Origin of the sequence: Bacillus sp. PAMC26543 (genome assembly GCF_014250375.1) — a bacterium.
Classification (GTDB): Bacteria; Bacillota; Bacilli; order Bacillales; family Bacillaceae; genus Bacillus; species Bacillus halotolerans.
In genome coordinates this window covers 3,597,210-3,616,470 of record NZ_CP060193.1, presented here as the reverse complement: position 1 = coordinate 3,616,470, position 19,261 = coordinate 3,597,210, and the positions used below count along the sequence as shown (strand labels likewise).

The following is a 19,261-nucleotide window of genomic DNA, read 5'->3' as shown; positions in this document are numbered from 1 at the left end:
ACGGGCAGCGGCAGCTGTCTTTTTTTATGTGTTTTTTTCTGTTTTTGATACACTAGAGAAAGAACGACAAAATTGGAGGCTATGGTTACATGGAAACGTCAGCCCTTTTGAAACAGCAAATTGCGAAAGAAATAGGTTTATCACAAAAACATGTTGAAAGCGTCATCCGCCTGCTTGAGGACGGCAACACAGTTCCGTTCATCGCCAGATATCGAAAAGAGCAGACGGGTTCAATGGACGAGGTTCAGATTCAGACCATTTCTGAACGATGGCAATACATACAAAACCTGAATCAGCGAAAAGAAGAAGTCATCAGGCTAATCGCCGAGCAGGATAAACTAACAGATGAATTAAAACGCAAAATTGACCAATCCGTAAAACTTCAGGAAGTAGAAGACCTCTACCGTCCGTATAAACAAAAGCGCAAAACGAAAGCGACAGTCGCCAAAAGCAAAGGCCTTGAGCCGCTTGCCGACTATATTATGACCCTTCCGCAAGATAACCGCCTTGCAGAAACAGCAGACCAATATATCAGTGAAGAAAAAGAAGTGTTCACCAGAGAAGAAGCCATTGAAGGCGCCAAGCACATTATTGCGGAACAAATTTCAGACGAACCGAATTTCAGAAAATGGATTCGCCAGGAAACCTTTAAAAAAGGAACGATCAAGTCAGCTGCCGGAAAATCAGCAGACACAGATGAAAAAAACGTGTACGAAATGTACTACGAGTATGAAGAGCCAATCGCAAAGGTCGTTCCGCACAGAGTGCTTGCCATGAACCGCGGCGAAAAAGAAGACATTTTAAAGGTGTCTATCGAACCGCCAGCAGATCACATTAAGGCTTACTTAGAAAAGCAAATCATCAAAAACCGTTCAACGTCTGTAAAAGAAATCTTGCAGGAAACGATTGAAGACAGCTACAAAAGACTGATTCAGCCTGCCATTGAACGTGAAATCAGAAAAGAGCTGTCGGAAAAAGCGGATGAACAGGCGATTCATATTTTCTCTGAGAACCTCAGAAAGCTTCTCCTTCAGCCGCCGATGAAAGGCAAGACGGTTCTCGGTGTAGATCCGGCTTTCCGAACAGGCTGTAAGCTGGCAGTGTCAGATGAAACCGGGAAAGTCTTAAAAATTGATGTGATTTACCCGCATGCACCTGTCAAAAAAACGAAGGAAGCTCATGAGAAAGTGAAAGCGATTCTTGAAAAGTATCAAGTGGAAATGGTGGCGATTGGAAACGGCACGGCCTCCAGGGAGACAGAGCAATTCATTGTGAATGTGCTGAAGGACACGCCGCGTGATATTTATTATGTGATTGTCAATGAAGCGGGGGCAAGCGTCTATTCGGCTTCTGAGCTTGCCAGAGAAGAATTCCCTGAGCTTCAGGTCGAGGAACGCAGTGCAGTATCCATCGCACGGAGACTTCAAGATCCGCTTGCGGAACTCGTCAAAATCGACCCAAAATCTGTAGGAGTGGGGCAGTATCAGCATGACGTCAGCCAAAAACGCTTAAATGAATCCCTGCGCTTTGTTGTCGAGACAGTCGTAAACCAGGTAGGAGTAAATGTCAACACAGCTTCCGCGGCGCTGCTTCAGTATGTAGCGGGATTATCAAAGTCCGTAGCGGGCAACATTGTCAAAAAGCGGGAAGAGCTCGGTAAATTTTCGAATCGAAAAGAACTGAAAGATATTCCAAGGCTCGGCGCGAAAACCTATGAACAATGTATCGGCTTTTTAAGAGTGCAGGAAGGGACAGAGCCTTTGGATAGAACAGGAATCCACCCGGAAAGCTATAAAGAAACAAAAACGCTTTTGAAAAAGCTTGGTGTTTCAACAGAGCAAATCGGCACAGCGGAATTGAAGGATAAAATCAACAAACTGGAGCTTTCTGAAACAGCAAAAGAACTGGGAATCGGTGAAATTACGCTGAAAGACATTTGTGAACAGCTGACAAGACCTGAACGTGATCCGCGTGATGAGGTGCCTAAGCCTCTGCTGAAAACAGACGTTCTTCAGCTGGAGGATCTGAAAGAAGGAATGGAGCTGCAGGGCACCGTGCGCAATGTAGTGGACTTCGGAGCGTTTGTTGATATCGGAGTCAAACAGGACGGGCTTGTGCACATTTCAAAACTCAGCAATCAATTCGTCAAGCATCCGCTTGATGTTGTATCCGTCGGTGACATCGTGACGGTTTGGGTTGACGGTGTCGATGTACAAAAAGGCAGAGTGTCACTGTCTATGGTAAAATAAAAGCACTGCTTACGAGCAGTGTTTTTTCCTATAGAAATACCAGCATTGATTCAGCAGTTTAATTTGGTAATTATCTTTTTCAAGGAACGCTTTTTGCATCTGCTTTTTCAGCCAATTTGGCATAGGCTCATTCCTCCTCAGCTTTTATCATAAGAGGGGCGGTGATTACCCTATTGTATGCGAACAGTGAATTGTCCCGTTCAATGTTTTTTTAGTGAGGTGCACCATGGATAACAAAGAGCTGCAAAAGCTTACAGAGGATATTTCTAACACATATTTCAAAAAGCCGTTTCGCCATCAGGCTGTTTTCAACGACAGACTCAAAACGACTGGCGGAAGATACCTGTTAACCTCTCATAACATCGAATTGAACAGAAAATATTTGATTGAACATGGGAGGGAGGAACTGATTGGCATTATTAAGCACGAGCTCTGCCATTATCATCTTCACCTTGAAGGAAAAGGATACAAGCACAGGGACAAAGATTTCAGAGCGCTTCTCCAGCAAGTCAATGCGCCTCGCTTCTGTACGCCTCTAAAGAAAAAAACAGAAAGCAACAAAACATATAGGTATATATGTACGGCTTGCGGCCAACAGTATATAAAGAGACGCGCCATGAATCCTGACAGATACAGATGCGGAAAATGCCGCGGGAAAATAAAAAGAATTTTTTCGTAAAAAAGGTTGACGAAACTGGCAAGCCTATGTTACATTATAAAAGTCGTCACGAGAGATAAACAAAAAATATTTACCTCTTGACTCTGAATGACAAACCTGATATAATGAATCTTGTCTCATTATTCCACAGTAGCTCAGTGGTAGAGCTATCGGCTGTTAACCGATCGGTCGCAGGTTCGAATCCTGCCTGTGGAGCCATATTTGGAGAAGTACTCAAGTGGCTGAAGAGGCGCCCCTGCTAAGGGTGTAGGTCGCGTAAGCGGCGCGAGGGTTCAAATCCCTCCTTCTCCGCCATAAGATTGCGATATAAGTTCTCAACCATCGGCCCGTTGGTCAAGCGGTTAAGACACCGCCCTTTCACGGCGGTAACACGGGTTCGAATCCCGTACGGGTCATTCCATTTTCGTTGGGCTATAGCCAAGCGGTAAGGCAACGGACTTTGACTCCGTCATGCGTTGGTTCGAATCCAGCTAGCCCAGCCATTTTTATTTTATGAAATTAAATAGTAAGAGCCATTAGCTCAGTTGGTAGAGCATCTGACTTTTAATCAGAGGGTCGAAGGTTCGAGTCCTTCATGGCTCACCATTTGTCTTTTTGCGGGTGTGGCGGAATTGGCAGACGCGCTAGACTTAGGATCTAGTGTCTTACGACGTGGGGGTTCGAGTCCCTTCACCCGCACTTTAATTACAAAGTGCACGCAAATAGGTTTTGCTAGGTTAAGAGCCTAATAAACCAGCACAAACACAATTTAATGATCACGCGGTCGTGGCGGAATGGCAGACGCGCTAGGTTGAGGGCCTAGTGGGTGAATAACCCGTGGAGGTTCAAGTCCTCTCGGCCGCATCCCAATAATACCAAAGGTTTAACCACCTTTGGTATTATTTTTTTATGCGGAAAATATGGCTAGGGAAGAAGGCTTGCTCACCAATACTCACCAGTTACTTAAAGTAAGTTGGTATTGCGGTTTGTGTTTCCTAGGGGAATTATTCATATAAACGTATAGTACTTTAATATATCCGCAAAAAAACCAGTTCTTTGAAATGTTAGCCGCCACAGTAAGCATTTCCCGAACTGGTTTTCTTAATTATTTTTTGTTTTTGAGTTCAATAATTGCTTCCGTCAATGCATCTAATTTGCTCTCTAGCCGTGTTAGTAAATAAACAGCAACTAATATAGGAAAACCAAAATTTCCAATGATAGCAATAAGCGTTTCAGTAGATAAATTCAAGCAACTCCCTCCTTTTTAAAGGTTAGTTGCGATACTGGCAATACTATTAGCCATTGTTTGGCTCAATTCTTCAATAAATGTCGGTTTCTTTAAAAGAGACGCGTCTTTTTTGGAATCTAAAAAAAGATTCTCCAACAAAATAGCTGGCATTTTAGTTTGCCTCAAAACCGCAAAATTTGCTTCACGTTGTCCTCTATCATTCATACCCTGCAGTTTTAAAAAGTTTATAATATCTTTATGCATCTCTTGTTGGATTTGTCCTGTGATAGTATTCTTTAGACCAGGATAGATGTATGATTCAAATCCTGTTCCCCCACCTGCATTATGATGAAGAGAAACAAAGAGGTTACTATTTAGTTTGTTTGCAATCTGTGATCGTTTATTTAAAAACACAAATTCATCAGTATTTCGAGTTAGATGAACTATCACGCTCTGCTTTGTTTTTAGATGTTGTTCTACTTTTAACACTAAGTCCAAAGTTAAATTTTTCTCAATCAAACCATTGCCTGTAGCCCCACTATCGTTACCTCCATGACCCGCATCTAAAACTATATTAGGCATTCAAAGTCACTCCTCATCAGAACACAACTTCAGACCATACTTTTTCTCTAATAACCTATTTATTTCTTTCAAATGTTTACTGTAACAGAGCACAATATCTTGATACATCTCTTTATCTTCAATATTGCATGAGTTTAACTTTTGAGCAACTAACAATAAATCTTTTTTCAATTGATAATACTGATTCAGTGAATTATCAAATTGTTTCATTTTAATCCCCCAATAGAAGACTCTCTAATTTATTAACATTAAATCCTGCAACAGTAATTTCTTTTGGTTCTCTTTCAAAAGTAATAATGGTAAAGGGTACCCCTAAAACCTTTCTTTCTAATAGTTCTCGTTTGTGTTTTTCAACTTCTACTTTTTTTTCAAGGTATTCAATAGAAAGTTTATCTAACCATTCTTTTTGTTTCTTGCAAAAAATACAATTAGCAGCTGTAAAAACAATAATATTTGGTTTCATTAATATTCACCTTCCTAAATTGAAATTAAAGGCAGCAATCGGATTCGAACCGATGATAAAGGTTTTGCAGACCTTTGCCTTACCACTTGGCTATACTGCCATCTGTACCAAATAAAGTGAAAAATCCACCATGGATGTAAACGTTCTTTATAAACTTTTAACTATTTCCTAAATTTCTCATGAAAAATTGAAAAAATATAATCATTAGTTTAAAATAGAACATACGTTCCCTAATTTTACATAATCGTTTACTTCTTCTAATTTAATTTCACTAAATAGGTAGAGGTGATTTTTCATGAGCAAACAAACATTGTTAAATTTTCAATTTTTGAATGAACCAATCGTTAAAAAATTTCTTACAAACTCTACAAACAAAAAAGTTTTTAAAAAGGCCACCGAACATCCTACTCTACAAAATCAACAGTTATTAGATCAGAGATTCAAAAAGTTTTATAAAAAAGCGCGTATCCTTAAGTACCTAACCACAATGATTAAAGTATCTTCAATTGATTTTGACAAGCGAAACCGCAGAATGCAGCAAAGATTTTTACTTACACTAGATGCTCCATTAAAACAAGATGAAGAAATAACTGCATCTAGAATAGAAACTATTCCAGATAAGACTGAAGTCGATACTCTTACAAAGTGTTGTATCAGCTTGGATGAATGTATCACAGATCCACAATTACATCAGGCTTATACAAATCTCAATGAAAAACAGAAAAAAATTCTAAATTTAATGTATATAGAAGGTCTAACTCTCCAAGACATAGCTACTTTTCTAGGAGACTCAAGGCAAAACGTTTTTAATATCTACAAAAGAAGCCTTAATAAATTGAAACAGACTTGTAATCAAGAAGATTAGGAGGAAATTGAAGTGGATTTTTTGTGTAAAGATGAAAATGTTCTTTCTCAAAAAGAGAAAGAAGAAATAATAAAGATGATGGCACCCCTTATCAAAAAATGTTTATATAATGTTTCTTTTCAAGAAAGAGAAGATTTTGAACAAGAAATAATAGCTAAAATGTTGAGTAAATTAAACTGGCTCTGCCTTCAAGATGTTCCTGGTTTTTGGGAGTTTGCAATTATCCATGAAAATGAGCTTGAATAATTTTTAAAAAGAGTTTACTTTTCATATACTCAATTCACTTTGTAGATCAGGAGGCAATAATCAGCAAGAGCAGTTAGTGCCTCTAAAAATTATAAAGGAGTTGGGATATTTGCAAATTTTAAATGGTGTTTACATGGAGGGTCAAGAACTGCAAGAATTTAAAGAAAGGGCATTTAATGACAGTTCATTTGATGATCTATTAGTAGTGGTTAACCAGCAGTTCAATAATGAACAAACAATTTCAAAAGAAAATTTAAAAGTTGACAATGCTTATAAAAGTGACATTGAACTTGAGGAAGGATATGTGGTCTCAGGTAAACAAATTGTCTTTATTAATGAGCCAAAAACTGTACGAATTGCGTATCATGAACTAAATGATTATGAATTACCAGTAGAGTATAAAGAAGTGGCTCAGGTTTTAATAACAGATAAAACTGATTCGCATTATCTACTAGGTATTACATTTAATACAGAAGGAGAAATTGAAATAGATACACTTTCTGCTGATTATCCAGAATCACAACTACCAGATATAACTGAGCCTTTGCCTAATGATCCTAATTATATTCCTCAAGATACGGGAAACTTTATGGATTCGGGGGAAACCTCAGGGGATTTCAAAACAAAAAAATGGTGGAATTCAAATGGATGTTTGCCAGGGGGATATCAACATTGCGGTGGAAATTGTGGCTACAACGGAGATCATGGCGGCGGAAAAACAATCAATTATACCGATAGTTGCTGTGTGTTACACGATAGATGCTATGGTAATGGGTTGAGGAAGTGTAAGTGTGACACAATGCTAGTTGAATGTGTAAGAAATGAAGTAACCTGGGCTGCATTTGGAATTAAAATGTATTTTGGACCTAAAGGCTGTTAAAAGAGTGCCTGGCTATTGATTTAGCCAGGCTTTTCTTTAATCCTTCAAAAATCCTAAAACGCTTATAACGATCAAAGCGATTACTGATGAAACAAACAGAGAGACACTGATAGCCCCTATCCCTATTCCTTCCCATCTACCAACAATGAAACTTACAATAAATAAGATTATACTGAGCACCATTAAAATTGATGGGATACCATACTGTAGAGGAGATTTCTTTTTTTTAAATAATAAAGAAATGCCCACAATAATAACACAGAAAATAGCTGTCATTAGCCAGAGTGTCATCATTACTCATCCCCTTTTAAAAAGTTTTGGAAAGTTTTATTATAACAGATAATTTATAGAGGAAGGCCTCTCATACAGGATTAGTGACAATATAAGCAGAAGCAAGGGGAAGGGGGAGAGAAACTGAATCCATATGCCTAAAAAAAGATTATTTCCCCTTTTAGTTCAGTTGCTTAGAAAAAATAATCGAATAGAAGCAACTTTCCATCTTTAGTAGGAAAGTGTTATTTATTCTTGCATTTTCTTCGAAAGGTCTTAAAACTGAATCCTTTGTGAAAACAATGTAAACATTTTTAGGAATAGGGTTAACATTGATAGAGATATAGTGTACAATTGTCTCAACATCCCATTTTATACAAGTACTCTTAATGTTTGGAAAAGGAGATGGATCACTTAATGAATAAGAAAATAGCTTTAATTATTATTGTAATAGTTGCGTTAATTGTAATTGGGTTCTTTTCAGTAAACTATTTCTATGATTATCAAGCCAAGAAAATTGCATCTGAAACTGAAAATTATTTGATCAATGAAGAGGATAAGAAAAAAGAAGATATCAAAGAAGTTAAAGGTATTCGATCTAAGGTTGGAGATTATGGGATTTTGGTTAGAGTTATATATAAAAACGAGCCTAACATACATTATTTCTACATTTCGAATAACGGCAAAATAACGTTTGAAGGAAAGGAGGATCTTAGTAAAGCCAAAGATCCCATTCTTAATAAAAATGAATGACAAATCGAAGGGGGAAATACGTTTTGTTTGCTAGGATTTTAACTATTTTCTTTGTTGCTTTAGGATGTTTGTTTACTAACGGATTGCATTCAGCACAAGCAGTAAAATACAGCAATGGTCAAACAGCAAAAGCTGGAGATGTATTGATCTCGAAAAAGTCATTGGACAATTACTTTGTTGGACACGCTGCAATAGTTGGGGGAGATGGTGCTACTGCAGTGGAAGTATATAAAGGAAGAAGCACTGTAAAAAGCTCTAAGTTAAGTGATTGGTTTAAAAAGCAAGACGGAGGATATAATGTAATGCGTTACAAGAATTCTAGCATAGCAACAGGTGCTGGATATTGGGCGAGTTATAATGTAGGAGCAAAGTATAACTATAGGATTGTTTCTTCTTCTGCTTTAAGAGATTGGAAAGATCTTTATTGTTCCAAATTTGTATATCAAGCGTTCTATTTTAGTGGAGGGGTTAAACTAAAAATTTTAGGAGATCAAGCTGAGATGTGGGAATATCCCCCTACGTCAAACTGGGTTATCAATCCGAACTTAATGGTTGTCATGGAGAACTTTACTCGGATTAAATGAGGTTGTATAATACCATTTCTCACATTAAGTTTTAAATAATGAGTTTAATAGTCTAACTAGTCAGAAAAAAGAGATGAGTTTATTCTTATCTCTTTTTTCTTTGAGGAAAATTGGTTTGATTACTCTGATAAATATTAAAAAAACTCAAATTGTAATGAGATTCATAATCTGAAGAAGATTAATCATTTGAAACCTTGCTGGGGATATGAATAAGTCTCAATTCATTGGGAATCTTTACTCCTTTGAAATCCGAGTGATTTAGAGAAAGTCATCTAGACGGTCAGCAGTTTCCTTCTGTTTATTAGGAAAAAGATGTCCGTAAGTATTCATTGTAAAAGATACGGAACTATGTCCTAACCGTTCTTTTATTACTAAATAATCTTCCCCTTGATGGATAAGCAAGGCTACATGTGAATGCCTCAAATCATGGAAACGGATAGGCTCAACATTTCCTCTTTGACAAATCTGTTTTATTTTTCTGCTGAAAATATCTTTGGTAGGCGGTCTATCTTTGTATTGGAACATATAAGTTTCTTCTGATTGATGAATTCCTAGTTCATCAAAGATTTCCTTCTGATATCGTCTCCACTCATCAAGCAATGTTATAAGTTTTGAATTGATACTTATACGGCGAATAGAATTTTTAGTTTTGGGAGCTGTAATTATATATTCTTGGTTTATATATGTTAGAGCTTTGTATACATTGATTTCTCTTCTAAACTTGTCTAAATCTTTCCATTGAAGCGCTAAAATTTCTCCTAAGCGCATCCCAGTCAGATAATCGGTAGTGTAGAACACTTTAAAAATAAATTCATCTTTTTCTATGAGACTAATAAATTCTTTGAACTGATCAGGAGTCCAAAACTTCATCTGTTTTTTGACGACACTTAAATTTTTCACCTTTGCACATGGATTTTTGATTAAAACATCTTCTACGATGCCTATATCAAAAATTTTGCTGAGAATAATCATTGTATTGTTTATTGTCTTATTTTCAAGTCCTTTATCAATTAGTGATTTTTGAAAGTTTGAATTTCATTATGAGTAACTTTTTTGACAATACAATTTTCAAAATGAGGTATGATATGTTTTTCTATTGTGTATTTTTCAATATTATAATAATTAGGCTTATGGTGAAGCTTACATTGCTCCAAATAAATACTTACTAGTGTAGGGAAACTGACTTCCTTATGGCTTATTAGCAAACCATCACTGTGTGCTTTTTTTATTGCATGATACATTTCTTCAGCATGCCTTTTCGTTTTTAAGGTCATTGTTTTTCTTTTGCGTTTTCCTGTTACTGGATCAAAACCAAGACTAACGTCGATTCTATATCTCCCATCTTTAGTTTTCCTTATAGACATTATTTTGCTCCTTAGAATTGTGCTATTAGTTTATTATCGAAAACGTTGAAACCTCTTGAAGAAGAAAATTTCAGCTGCTCAATTTTATGTCTGATTACAAAAGTAGGGACTTTAAAATAGGTTGCAATGTCGTTTAACGTATATTCATTGAAGTTGATATTTGCATCTCGAATCATTTTATCAGTCACCAAAAGTTCAGAAGCGAATATGTTGGCCTGATGTTCTAACTTTTCTTCCAAGATAAGTGAACAATTTGACAATTTAAAAGAATTCAATTTCTTGTGAAGGAAAAAGTGCCCAAGTTCATGGGCAATAATAAAATTTCTGTAACTGGCATTTTCATTGATGTGAATAATGTACTCATCTTCCTCTTCACAGTATTGAAGGAAGCCATTTACGTTGCCTAGATCACTTTCTAAATGAAAAATTCTTAAATTGTTACAAATGATACTTACATTGTTTGTTTTATTTTTTTTAATAATTTCTTGTGCTTTGTGTTTTATACTTTTTGAAGTGTAAATGTTCATCACTCTTTCAATATTTAACCATAATTCATATAAACGTATAGAAAAATGGCAAATCAATATAAGGAGTGTAATGAAAACAAGCTTTCATAACCAGTGATATGGATTTACTATGTTGAGGGTCAATCATAGAAAACCATACCAAAACATCTTGGTATGGTTTTTTATGTTGTAATCATTCAATTCCGAAAAAACCTTTATACTGAAGAATTTCATAAAAAGAAACCAGTTCAGATAAAGAACTGGTTAGAATAAATTCAAAGAATTAATGATTAAATAAAGTTTTCTTTGAAAGAACGAACTTTTCAGTACTGAATGATTGTTTCTCTTGTTTCCATTTCACTTGAACCGTTATCTTAGATCCCTTTAGATCAGATTCTTCTAAACGTTCTAAAAATGAAAATGATTTTTCTTTAGCTGATCCATCGCTAGAGGTACCACCTGAATAATCTTTCATAGGGATATCGCTGTTAAAATCTGAAGTATCAAGAAGTGTTTTATTATCTTTCATTATTGTTATGGATTCTATATAAGTTTTATCAGTTTTATCTTTATCACCAATCCAAAGAATCTCCCCGCTAAACTCTTTTGGAGCATCTTCATTCTTTTTAAAAACTACTTCCCAGTTGTGATCCTTACTTTTACCTTCCCAGTTAGGATATACGAGATTGTAATGGTTATAGATTTTTAATGAGAAAAACACTAGGAAAATAATAACCAAAGCAAAAATTGTAAATAAAACAGGTCTTTTATACTCCTTTTTCATAAATAACCTCCAAAAAATGTATTGATTTTTCCTCATAAAGTAATTACTATATGATAGTACCATAAATTCAAATAAGGAGAAACAAATGAAAAAAATTGCACTTAGTCTTATAGTAACATCAGCTTTGAGTTTCACTTTCCTTAATAATGCTCATGCAGCTGAAGCTGAAAATGAGAACTTAACAGTTAAGCAAGGGGAAACCGAAGTCCAAAAGTATTTAAAAGCACAACATTTGAATTATAACATTAATTCTCAGGATTACATTAATTTTCTTCAAGGTATAAATGAAAAAGCCGATGAGATAACAAAATCAGGTTATAACTTTTCTTTAATGGAAGTCTATTCAGATACTTATTTAGAGGAATTGGCTAAGTACGCCGCCCAAGAAGAAAAAAAGGATGAGAATGGTGAAGTAGAGGTTGAAAACTTTGATCTTCCTAAACAAGTTGAAAATGAAACGGTTAAACAAGTACAACAAGAAAATATAAAAGAAGACAAACAAGCTGAAGCAAAAGTTGAAGAAATTAAAGAAGAATCAGGTCAGATTCCAATTGACTATATGGCAAGTACTAATTCTAATTCCTTTTTTGTAACTCAATTGGGGTCTAGTTACAGTAGATCGGCTGCAAAAAAATACATGGTTAACAATTGGAATAAGAAGACGAGTAAATATGGATATTATGGCGAAAGTAGTGGTGGAGGAGATTGCACCAACTATGCTTCACAGGTAGTTTTAGCTGGTGGAATGCCTATGAATACTACTGGATTCAGCTTTAATCGTGGTCATCATAAAACAACAAAAGGTTGGTACAATCAATCAGTGCCTAAAAGTGCCGCACGAACATATTCAACTTCGTGGACTGTTGTTTCGGATTTTTATACATATTGGGCCGGTACAAAAAAACATAAAGTATACAATTTAACAAGTCCTAAGGATGTTTCAAAGTATGTGAAAACAGGTGACGTTATTCAGATGTACTCTAAATCGTCTAAAAAATGGAAGCATACTGCAGTTATCTATGATGTTTATAAAGGGTATCCAAGATATTCTGCACATTCTAGTGCACACTTATATGCACATTTAGAATTAGACTGGAAATCAAAGTATTATAAATATAGAGTTATCAAATTCTAATCCTAACAAAAATTGAACTAGTTGCTTAATATGACTAGTTCTTTTTTTTGTATAAAAAACCGTTATGGTGGATTATTGAATAGTAGCTATAATGAAAACTTACTCCATTTTTACTCCTGAAAAATTAACAACTTAATTGCATATCATGTGAACATAATGAGAGTTAGTGAAGTAGGAAGTAAGGGTGTTTTTTGCTCACCAATTATTAACCATAATTCATACAAACCTATAGAAATGATGTAAAGCAAAGTTAGAAAGTGTAATGAAAACAAGCTTTCATAACCAGTGATATGATTTTACTATGTTGAGGGCCTAGTGGGTGAATAACCCGTGGAGGTTCAAGTCCTCTCGGCCGCATCCCAATAATACCAAGGGTTATAGACCTTTGGTATTATTTTGTTTATTTTTAAATGATCTACTGGTGTCTCTACAATGATGATGGTTTATTTGTTTATACTTAAATAATTTATTATTCACCGCATGCAATAGTGGTTATAACCATTTCACTAAAGCAGGAGGCGGCGGAGATGGCGAATATGAAACGGTTGGCATTGCACCGGGGAAGTGGAAAGAATTTAGGGCTGTGTACGAAAAATATGCCCGTCAGAAAGGTGTTTTTGACCAAGTGAATATTATTATGGCGCTCACCATGCAAGAAAGTGGTGGGCGTTCTTTAGATATTATGCAAAGTTCCGAAAGTATTGGCTTACCTCCTAACTCCATAACTGACCCAGAAAACTCGATTGAAGTCACTGATTATCTTCATGAACAAGGAAATTTAATGCTCTCTAATGAATATTATCGTATGAGTATAGAAGCAAGACGAAAAATTAAAAAAGGGGAGATTATTAATGAAAATCAGCCGGATTCTATTGGCAGCAGTGATTTTAAGTAGTGTATTTTCAATAACTTATTTGCAAAGTGATCATAGTACAGAAGTCAAAGTGGCTGCAGATAGGGTAGGCGCATGAGGGTACTAAAAAGGCTTAATCTTTTTTAAAAGGTTAAGCTTTTTTTGGGCTATAAATGTAATCGGTGCCCAATTTGTGCCCTGAATTCATGAAAAATGATAAAATAAGTGTAAATAAAGTTGATATTTTAAAATTAGAATCAATTCATTATCGTAAAAGCAATAATAACTAATCGGCGAAGAAAGGATGATCAGTCAAATGAAAACATTAGTTATCGTTATACACCCTAATTTGGAAACGTCTGTTGTCAACAAAACCTGGATGAATCGTTTAAAACAAGAGAATGACATTACGGTTCATGACCTGTACGGTGAATACCCTAATTTTATCATTGATGTAGAAAAAGAGCAGCAGCTCCTGTTAGATCATGAGCGTATCGTTTTTCAGTTCCCAATGTATTGGTACAGCAGTCCCGCGTTACTCAAACAATGGGAAGATGATGTGTTAACACATGGCTGGGCTTTTGGAACTGGAGGAACGAAATTGCATGGAAAAGAACTACTCTTAGCTATCTCCCTAGGCGCACAGGAATCTGATTATCAAGCAGGCGGAGACTATAATATCACGATTAGCGAGCTTATCAGACCGTTTCAAGTCACTGCTAACTATATAGGAATGCGTTTTCTTCCTGCGTTTACACAATATGGGACACTTCACCTTTCAAAAGAAGATGTTAAGAACAGTGCGGAGAAATTGGTTGACTATCTTAAAGCTGAGCATTGATCCGGTATTCGCGAGGGAAGCTGAAACAAATGAAGTGTTGTAAAAATAAGGGTTTGTGTAAGATTTTAATCAAACTTTATTTCAAAGTTACATCGAATACTGAATGCAGGGGGGCATAGAGCGAGGGCTTAACATTAATGACAGCAGGGCAATGAGTACATATTTCTTGATGATATGTAGAGTTCCTTGGTCTCTAATAGGTGCCCAATTTGTGCCCAGAATTCATGAAAAATGATGAAAATAAGTATAAATAAAATAAACAGATGCTTTGAATAAAAGCTTTTGTAACTCATGATATGTTTTTACTAGGTTGAGGGACTCGATTTAGATGAAGATACCAAAACATATTGGTATCTTTTTTTGTTGTTGGAGTTATTAAATCTCCTTTAGGAGTTCATGACATGGCACCAAATGCAAGTCATGATTTACTTACCTTTTTTTGAGGAACTTCATTATTTCGAAACCTTTTGTCGATCGATGCGTAGCCTTAATTAAACATAAAGTTTTGTTGTTGAGTCTGAAAGGAGAGTTATATTGGGATTTCACTTATAAGAAAGATAACTTCAATGATTAGCCATTCTATTCAAGAAGGTATTGGATTATGTAGTATAAAAAATAAGGAGTACAAAGCAGTGGATGAATTTTATAAGGCGTTAGCATATGTAAATAAAATTTTTTATGAACCAAATCACTTAACTATAAATGCTATTCGAGAAGAAGCTCAAAATTCAGATTATGGGGCTGGTATATTTCAACTAAATTCAAAATCGGTTAGATTTAGAGTAGCAAAAAAAACACCTAACAAGATAGGACAGTTTGTTGCTTTTTGGGAAAAAGATGGGGATAATAAAAACCAAGCCTTTTCATATGAAAAGGCTACTGATTTATTGGTTATCAATACTTTTACTAGTAATAATTTTGGGCAATTCGTTTTTCCAAAAGAAGTTCTTGTAAAACAAAATATCCTTAAAACAGCTACTACAAAAGGAAAAATGGCAATTAGAGTTTACCCTAGATGGGATAATCCCACTAGCAAACAAGCTATCGAAACACAAAAATGGCAGTTAGCATATTTTGTTGAGGTGAACAATACAAATAGTTTTCCAGTACAAGAACTATTAAAGCTATATTCTAACTAAAATTGGATAGACCTGAGTAGGAAATCAACATTTAAAATTAGCAGAGTCATTAAAAAAATAAGATAATAAAATAAAAGATTACAACCGTTCTATAAGGAATATTTTTTTACACTGTTCTACTCATCAGAACGGTGTTTTTCAGTTTTTCTCATAGCAATAGGAAGTACTGTTACTTATGGGGATTTTGCTTATGTTTAAACAAAGGGATGTTTTCAGAAATTGTTAATCATTCTATGCTGATATCCTCTTGGACTATCAAGTATGTGTAGCTATACGAACTTGACACCAACAACACGTTATTGCACATATAAAAAAGAAGCAACTACTTAGGCAGCTTCTTCTGTCTTTTAACACCAATCAGATCACCCTCATATGTAGTATAATGTTGCCAAACCATATTGGTTGATTCCTTTAAGAGACGTGGCACCGAGGAGGAAATGAAAGATGGTTTATTTCGTAGTATTTTTTTGTTTTGCTATTACACTGCATAATATTGAGGAAGCTATTTGGTTACCTGAGTGGTCACAACAACCTTCAAAGTTTCAAAAGCCAGTAACCTCAAATGAATTTCATTTTGCTGTCATTGTTATAACTATGTTGGCTTATTTATCTGCATTTGGTTTTTTATATATGCCAGAATCAGATATTGCAAAATGGATTTTCATTGGCTTTCTAGGTTCTATGGTTATCAACGCTATTTTTCCACATCTTATTGCAACTGTTTTAATGAAAAAGTATGCACCTGGACTTCTTACGGGCTTATTGCTTAACATTCCAGTAAACTCATTAGTTATTTATCAAATGTTTTTAAAGAATTTGATTGTATGGAAGGAGTTAATAATATCTACGTTGGTTGTAGGAATTATTTTATTAGCACTTATTCCATTATTATTTAAAGTTGGTGATAAAGTATCTTCTTAATGAGTTTGATTTGATTAGAATTGAGGAAGAAGGTGAAACTTTTATTCGTAAGGAAGAAATTGGAATTCTTAATCAATATAGATGAAAAAATGCAAGGTCATTCATTGTTTTGGCTCACCATTTTTTAAACCATAATTGATGTAAACGTATAGAAAAGATGGCAAATAAATATAAAGAGTCTAATGAAAACAAGCTTTCATAACCAATGTTATGGATTTACTATGTTGAGGGTCTAGCTTAGAAAATCATACCAAAACATCTCGGTATGGTTTTTTTATATTATAATTATTCAATCCCCAAAACAACTTTATTTGGAATGGGAAGATTAATCTTCCCAACCCTTATCTTCGTCAAAATCCTCTTTACCTTTTTTAAGTTGCTGAAGAAGAAATTCAAGAAAACTATTTGCAAAGTGATCATAGTACAGAAGTCAAAGTGGCTGCAGATAGGGTAGGGGCATAGGTTACTAAAATAATTAGAAAAAGCTTACTCTTTTTGATTAAGCTTTTTTTAAATGGTTGTGGTTTAATGTTGGTTTACTTATAAAAAATAGAACCCCAAATATATGGAAGTTCCATTCTTATAACATTGAATTGTTCAACTAACGCACCCGTTACTTTAAGTACAACTCTTCTCAAACTTTATTCATTTTAATAAACCATATTTATTTTTAATCACGGTTATTTAGAGCTATTACTATAGTGTCTAGGCGAAAATACGTTTTTTAATGCACTTATTATTCCAGGCACAAGAAAGAAGACGCCAAAAAAGACAGTAAGTAAATTTAATTGTGGTGTTTCATAAAAAGTAAACCAGTCTATAAAAATTGACGATTCCGTAATTCTCCCAAATAGTGTTCCATCAATCTCTCTATAATTAGGTAACCATCCTGTTGTTTCAAATGTAATAAAAATTATCTGTGACAATAAAAATACACCAATTTGAGAAACCCAATATTTTTTCAAAAATGGAACACTTTTTTGCTTTTCAGCCAACTAATATTCCTCCCTGCATTAGATACCATTTTATATTGATATACGGAAAATTAAAGAATAAGTTTCATAATCTAATGTTGATGGATTCTAACACTTGAAACCAAGCTAGATAATTGTTCAGATATTGAAGGAAGTTGATGCGGAGAGATACCTGCATACACAGCAAGAATGGGAGCAATATTAAAGTTAGAATTATTTTTTTACGACAGGGCAATGAGTGACATAACACTTGATGAAATGTAGAGTTCCGTTGGTCTCTAATAGGTACCTCATTTGTGCCCAGAATTCATAAAAAATGATGAAAATTGGTGTAAATAAAATAAACAGATGCTTTGATTAAAAGCTTTTGTAACCCATGATACGTTCTTACTAGGTTGAGGGTCTATCTTAGAAACCATACCAAAACATCTTGGTACGGTTTTTTTATGTTGTAATCATTCAATTTCGAGGAAAATCTTTATTTTGAGGGAGTGTAAAGATTAATCTTCCCAATCCTCATCTTCATTTAAATCCTCTTTACCCTTTTCTAGTCGCTGAAGAAGAAATTCTAGAAAATTACTTGCAGCTGTATATCCATATCCTTATGTTTATCCCAAAGAATAACTAGACACTCTCCATCTACCATTCTGTTTGTATCAAGACAATAAGAAAATTTATCTATATACTCAATAACAACAAGACCTGGTATAAGATTGTAGAACGCTCTGTATTCTTTGGTTTGCTCTACAACTTCAGCGCCTTCAGAGTCATAACCAATAATCATTGTTCCGTATGCGACACCAAAACCGTGAACTTATAAAACATAAATTACACCAGATCGAACCTAACAAAATCATGAATTTTATCAGGTTCTTTATGCGATCAGGTTCATGTTAAATCAAAGTAATTTAGGTAAACATAAAGGTATTTTATATTTTTGTATAAGTTTACTTTACTTTTGTATAAGGTCAGTTTATAATTTGGCTCAAGAGGTGATGGTCATGAAGAAAGATTTTGGTGATTCGATCTCAAATAAGGTTTATGAATATCGTGTACTTGCCAGATTGTCTCAGCAAGAATTAGCAAAGAAAGTCGGGGTTTCCAAACAAACCATCTTTGTAATGGAAAAGGGAAATTATGTTCCGACTCTTCTGTTAGCTTTTCGAATTGCCGAATTTTTTAATGTGGATGTAAACGAGATTTTTACTTATGAGAAAGGAAATGATCAAAAATGAAAATGAATTCGATCTCAGATACGATCACTAACGCAATTTTTTCCCCTTTAAAGTCCTGGGCTGAACATTCTCAAGGAAATTGGAGTATTCTCATTGGCAGCGGATTTGTATTGCTTGTAGTCGGATTGATTCTGACAATCGTATTTCATAAAAAAATGGGTAAGACTGACGAGAGAACAAACCAAATCGCTTTAAAAGGTTGCCTCTGTATGTTATATGCACTAATTTTGTGCGACTTGATTTTCCCAAAAGAATATATGTGGCAAGTTTTCTTCTTATTTAAGTATTCTATTGCATTCTTCGCTTCAGCAATCTATCTAGCCGTTCGATATAAAAAAGATTTTTTGTAAATTCAATTACCGAGAAAGATAGTGGCTCTGTAGTTTTAATTGTTTTAGGAGAGGGAACGAATATGAAATCAATTTATAATGAGATTTGGAGAAGTGGGGAAGTATAGGGCGTTTTTTTTGCTCACCAATTATTAACCATATTTATATAAACTTATAGAAATGATGTAAAGTGGAGTTAGAAAGTGTAATGAAAGCAAGCTTTCATAATCAATGATATGGATTTACTATGTTGAGGGTCTAGTGGGTGAATAACTCGTGGAGGTTCAAGTCCTCTCGGCCGCATCCCAATAATACCAAGGGTTTAATCACCTTTGGTATTATTTTTTTGTTACAAGTGTATCCTGGCATTAAAAAAGTGCTGACCTCTGCACAAAACCTTTG

23 protein-coding genes, 8 tRNA genes and 4 pseudogenes are annotated in these 19,261 nt (G+C 34.9%); 23 read left to right on the top strand and 12 right to left on the bottom strand.

The genetic code is table 11. The features are described from left to right. The first annotated feature begins 89 nt into the window (after positions 1-89). A complete protein-coding gene (locus tag H7F27_RS18285; RefSeq protein ID WP_101860319.1) occupies positions 90-2,249 on the top strand; it encodes a Tex family protein in 2,160 nt (719 codons plus the stop codon). A gap of 9 nt (positions 2,250-2,258) precedes the next feature. Here H7F27_RS18285 and cmpA read toward each other — a convergent pair whose 3' ends face one another. Continuing rightward, the gene (gene cmpA / locus H7F27_RS18280) at positions 2,259-2,372 is read right to left on the bottom strand and encodes a cortex morphogenetic protein CmpA (protein ID WP_003225207.1); all 114 of its coding nucleotides are present in this window, start codon (positions 2,370-2,372) and stop codon (positions 2,259-2,261) included. Positions 2,373-2,475: 103 nt separating this feature from the next. On the opposite strand from cmpA, the gene H7F27_RS18275 reads away from it, so the two are divergent. The 8 genes from H7F27_RS18275 (at position 2,476) to H7F27_RS18240 (ending at position 3,771) form a co-directional block, all read left to right on the top strand. Then, positions 2,476-2,928 carry a SprT family protein gene (locus H7F27_RS18275; RefSeq protein ID WP_024120307.1) on the top strand — a complete coding sequence of 151 codons (453 nt, stop codon included), beginning with the start codon at positions 2,476-2,478 and terminating at the stop codon, positions 2,926-2,928. A gap of 123 nt (positions 2,929-3,051) precedes the next feature. Next, positions 3,052-3,126, top strand: a tRNA-Asn gene (locus tag H7F27_RS18270). 5 nt (positions 3,127-3,131) lie between these two features. Further along, positions 3,132-3,222, top strand: a tRNA-Ser gene (locus tag H7F27_RS18265). A 29-nt stretch (positions 3,223-3,251) separates the two neighbouring features. After that, positions 3,252-3,323 (top strand) — tRNA-Glu (locus H7F27_RS18260). 12 nt (positions 3,324-3,335) lie between these two features. Next, a tRNA-Gln gene (locus tag H7F27_RS18255) sits at positions 3,336-3,410 on the top strand. Between the two features lie 27 nt (positions 3,411-3,437). Next, a tRNA-Lys gene (locus H7F27_RS18250) sits at positions 3,438-3,513 on the top strand. 11 nt (positions 3,514-3,524) lie between these two features. Next, positions 3,525-3,606 (top strand) — tRNA-Leu (locus tag H7F27_RS18245). A gap of 81 nt (positions 3,607-3,687) precedes the next feature. After that, positions 3,688-3,771, top strand: a tRNA-Leu gene (locus H7F27_RS18240). A gap of 241 nt (positions 3,772-4,012) precedes the next feature. On the opposite strand, the gene H7F27_RS18235 is transcribed toward H7F27_RS18240, so the two are convergent. The 5 genes from H7F27_RS18235 to H7F27_RS18215 form a co-directional block, all read right to left on the bottom strand. After that, positions 4,013-4,156, bottom strand: a complete 144-nt coding sequence (locus H7F27_RS18235; RefSeq protein WP_081638236.1) for a YvrJ family protein — start codon at positions 4,154-4,156, stop codon at positions 4,013-4,015. 15 nt (positions 4,157-4,171) lie between these two features. Beyond that, positions 4,172-4,717, bottom strand: a complete 546-nt coding sequence (locus H7F27_RS18230; protein WP_101860320.1) for an N-acetylmuramoyl-L-alanine amidase — start codon at positions 4,715-4,717, stop codon at positions 4,172-4,174. Positions 4,718-4,723: 6 nt separating this feature from the next. Further along, positions 4,724-4,927 (bottom strand): hypothetical protein, encoded by a 204-nt coding sequence (locus tag H7F27_RS18225; RefSeq protein ID WP_024120309.1) that lies wholly within the window; start codon positions 4,925-4,927, stop codon positions 4,724-4,726. 1 nt (position 4,928) lies between these two features. Beyond that, complete coding sequence (locus H7F27_RS18220; RefSeq protein ID WP_024120310.1) at positions 4,929-5,180, bottom strand: glutaredoxin family protein; 252 nt, start codon at positions 5,178-5,180, stop codon at positions 4,929-4,931. A 29-nt stretch (positions 5,181-5,209) separates the two neighbouring features. Then, positions 5,210-5,280 (bottom strand) — tRNA-Cys (locus tag H7F27_RS18215). A 195-nt stretch (positions 5,281-5,475) separates the two neighbouring features. On the opposite strand from H7F27_RS18215, the gene H7F27_RS18210 reads away from it, so the two are divergent. The 3 genes from H7F27_RS18210 (at position 5,476) to H7F27_RS18200 (ending at position 7,171) form a co-directional block, all read left to right on the top strand. Beyond that, positions 5,476-6,045 carry a sigma-70 family RNA polymerase sigma factor gene (locus tag H7F27_RS18210; protein ID WP_024120311.1) on the top strand — a complete coding sequence of 190 codons (570 nt, stop codon included), beginning with the start codon at positions 5,476-5,478 and terminating at the stop codon, positions 6,043-6,045. 12 nt (positions 6,046-6,057) lie between these two features. Next, entirely contained in the window at positions 6,058-6,291 is a 234-nt protein-coding gene (locus H7F27_RS18205) for a hypothetical protein (RefSeq protein WP_024120312.1), read from the top strand. 109 nt (positions 6,292-6,400) lie between these two features. Continuing rightward, positions 6,401-7,171, top strand: a complete 771-nt coding sequence (locus tag H7F27_RS18200; RefSeq protein ID WP_101860321.1) for a phospholipase A2 family protein — start codon at positions 6,401-6,403, stop codon at positions 7,169-7,171. 36 nt (positions 7,172-7,207) lie between these two features. Here the strand turns inward: H7F27_RS18200 and H7F27_RS18195 are convergent, their stop codons facing one another. After that, positions 7,208-7,465 (bottom strand): YesK family protein, encoded by a 258-nt coding sequence (locus tag H7F27_RS18195; RefSeq protein ID WP_024120314.1) that lies wholly within the window; start codon positions 7,463-7,465, stop codon positions 7,208-7,210. A 393-nt stretch (positions 7,466-7,858) separates the two neighbouring features. On the opposite strand from H7F27_RS18195, the gene H7F27_RS18190 reads away from it, so the two are divergent. Together H7F27_RS18190 and H7F27_RS18185 are read left to right on the top strand one after the other, a co-directional pair. Beyond that, entirely contained in the window at positions 7,859-8,194 is a 336-nt protein-coding gene (locus H7F27_RS18190; protein WP_024120315.1) for a DUF3139 domain-containing protein, read from the top strand. 23 nt (positions 8,195-8,217) lie between these two features. Next, complete coding sequence (locus H7F27_RS18185) at positions 8,218-8,778, top strand: C40 family peptidase (RefSeq protein WP_024120316.1); 561 nt, start codon at positions 8,218-8,220, stop codon at positions 8,776-8,778. Positions 8,779-9,036: 258 nt separating this feature from the next. Here H7F27_RS18185 and H7F27_RS21095 read toward each other — a convergent pair. From H7F27_RS21095 to H7F27_RS18170, 3 genes and pseudogenes are all read right to left on the bottom strand, one after another. Continuing rightward, a pseudogene (locus H7F27_RS21095) lies at positions 9,037-10,142 on the bottom strand (tyrosine-type recombinase/integrase). Positions 10,143-10,153: 11 nt separating this feature from the next. After that, positions 10,154-10,669, bottom strand: a complete 516-nt coding sequence (locus H7F27_RS18175; RefSeq protein ID WP_024120318.1) for an ImmA/IrrE family metallo-endopeptidase — start codon at positions 10,667-10,669, stop codon at positions 10,154-10,156. Between the two features lie 262 nt (positions 10,670-10,931). Further along, positions 10,932-11,432: a DUF4944 domain-containing protein gene (locus H7F27_RS18170; protein ID WP_101860323.1), complete on the bottom strand. Its 501-nt coding sequence runs from the start codon at positions 11,430-11,432 to the stop codon at positions 10,932-10,934. A gap of 85 nt (positions 11,433-11,517) precedes the next feature. Here H7F27_RS18170 and H7F27_RS18165 point away from each other — a divergent pair, with 85 nt between their 5' ends. The 7 genes and pseudogenes from H7F27_RS18165 to H7F27_RS18135 all read left to right on the top strand — a co-directional run bounded on the left by H7F27_RS18165 (position 11,518) and on the right by H7F27_RS18135 (position 16,321). Then, complete coding sequence (locus H7F27_RS18165; RefSeq protein WP_101860324.1) at positions 11,518-12,567, top strand: amidase domain-containing protein; 1,050 nt, start codon at positions 11,518-11,520, stop codon at positions 12,565-12,567. Positions 12,568-13,084: 517 nt separating this feature from the next. Beyond that, a pseudogene (locus H7F27_RS18160) lies at positions 13,085-13,318 on the top strand (lysozyme family protein); the annotation flags it as partial. Continuing rightward, positions 13,295-13,462 (top strand): annotated as a pseudogene (locus H7F27_RS20985) (tetratricopeptide repeat protein); the annotation flags it as partial. The pseudogenes H7F27_RS18160 and H7F27_RS20985, both read left to right, overlap by 24 nt. Continuing rightward, positions 13,419-13,538 carry a phosphatase RapI inhibitor PhrI gene (gene phrI / locus H7F27_RS18150; protein WP_076983188.1) on the top strand — a complete coding sequence of 40 codons (120 nt, stop codon included), beginning with the start codon at positions 13,419-13,421 and terminating at the stop codon, positions 13,536-13,538. The pseudogene H7F27_RS20985 and the gene phrI, both read left to right, overlap by 44 nt. A gap of 198 nt (positions 13,539-13,736) precedes the next feature. Beyond that, positions 13,737-14,261 (top strand): NAD(P)H-dependent oxidoreductase, encoded by a 525-nt coding sequence (locus tag H7F27_RS18145; RefSeq protein WP_101860325.1) that lies wholly within the window; start codon positions 13,737-13,739, stop codon positions 14,259-14,261. 632 nt (positions 14,262-14,893) lie between these two features. Continuing rightward, positions 14,894-15,400 (top strand): MepB family protein, encoded by a 507-nt coding sequence (locus tag H7F27_RS18140; protein ID WP_041482140.1) that lies wholly within the window; start codon positions 14,894-14,896, stop codon positions 15,398-15,400. A gap of 444 nt (positions 15,401-15,844) precedes the next feature. Beyond that, positions 15,845-16,321, top strand: a complete 477-nt coding sequence (locus tag H7F27_RS18135) for an HXXEE domain-containing protein (RefSeq protein WP_101860326.1) — start codon at positions 15,845-15,847, stop codon at positions 16,319-16,321. A 680-nt stretch (positions 16,322-17,001) separates the two neighbouring features. Here H7F27_RS18135 and H7F27_RS18130 read toward each other — a convergent pair. Together H7F27_RS18130 and H7F27_RS18125 are read right to left on the bottom strand one after the other, a co-directional pair. Then, positions 17,002-17,316 carry a YfzA family protein gene (locus tag H7F27_RS18130; RefSeq protein WP_101860327.1) on the bottom strand — a complete coding sequence of 105 codons (315 nt, stop codon included), beginning with the start codon at positions 17,314-17,316 and terminating at the stop codon, positions 17,002-17,004. Between the two features lie 479 nt (positions 17,317-17,795). After that, positions 17,796-18,106: pseudogene (locus tag H7F27_RS18125) on the bottom strand (SMI1/KNR4 family protein); the annotation flags it as partial. Positions 18,107-18,296: 190 nt separating this feature from the next. On the opposite strand from H7F27_RS18125, the gene H7F27_RS18120 reads away from it, so the two are divergent. Further along, positions 18,297-18,530 (top strand): helix-turn-helix transcriptional regulator, encoded by a 234-nt coding sequence (locus H7F27_RS18120; protein ID WP_003240464.1) that lies wholly within the window; start codon positions 18,297-18,299, stop codon positions 18,528-18,530. After that, entirely contained in the window at positions 18,527-18,880 is a 354-nt protein-coding gene (locus H7F27_RS20980; RefSeq protein ID WP_024120326.1) for a hypothetical protein, read from the top strand. Before H7F27_RS18120 ends, H7F27_RS20980 begins: the two co-directional genes overlap by 4 nt. The last annotated feature ends 381 nt before the right edge of the window (positions 18,881-19,261 follow it).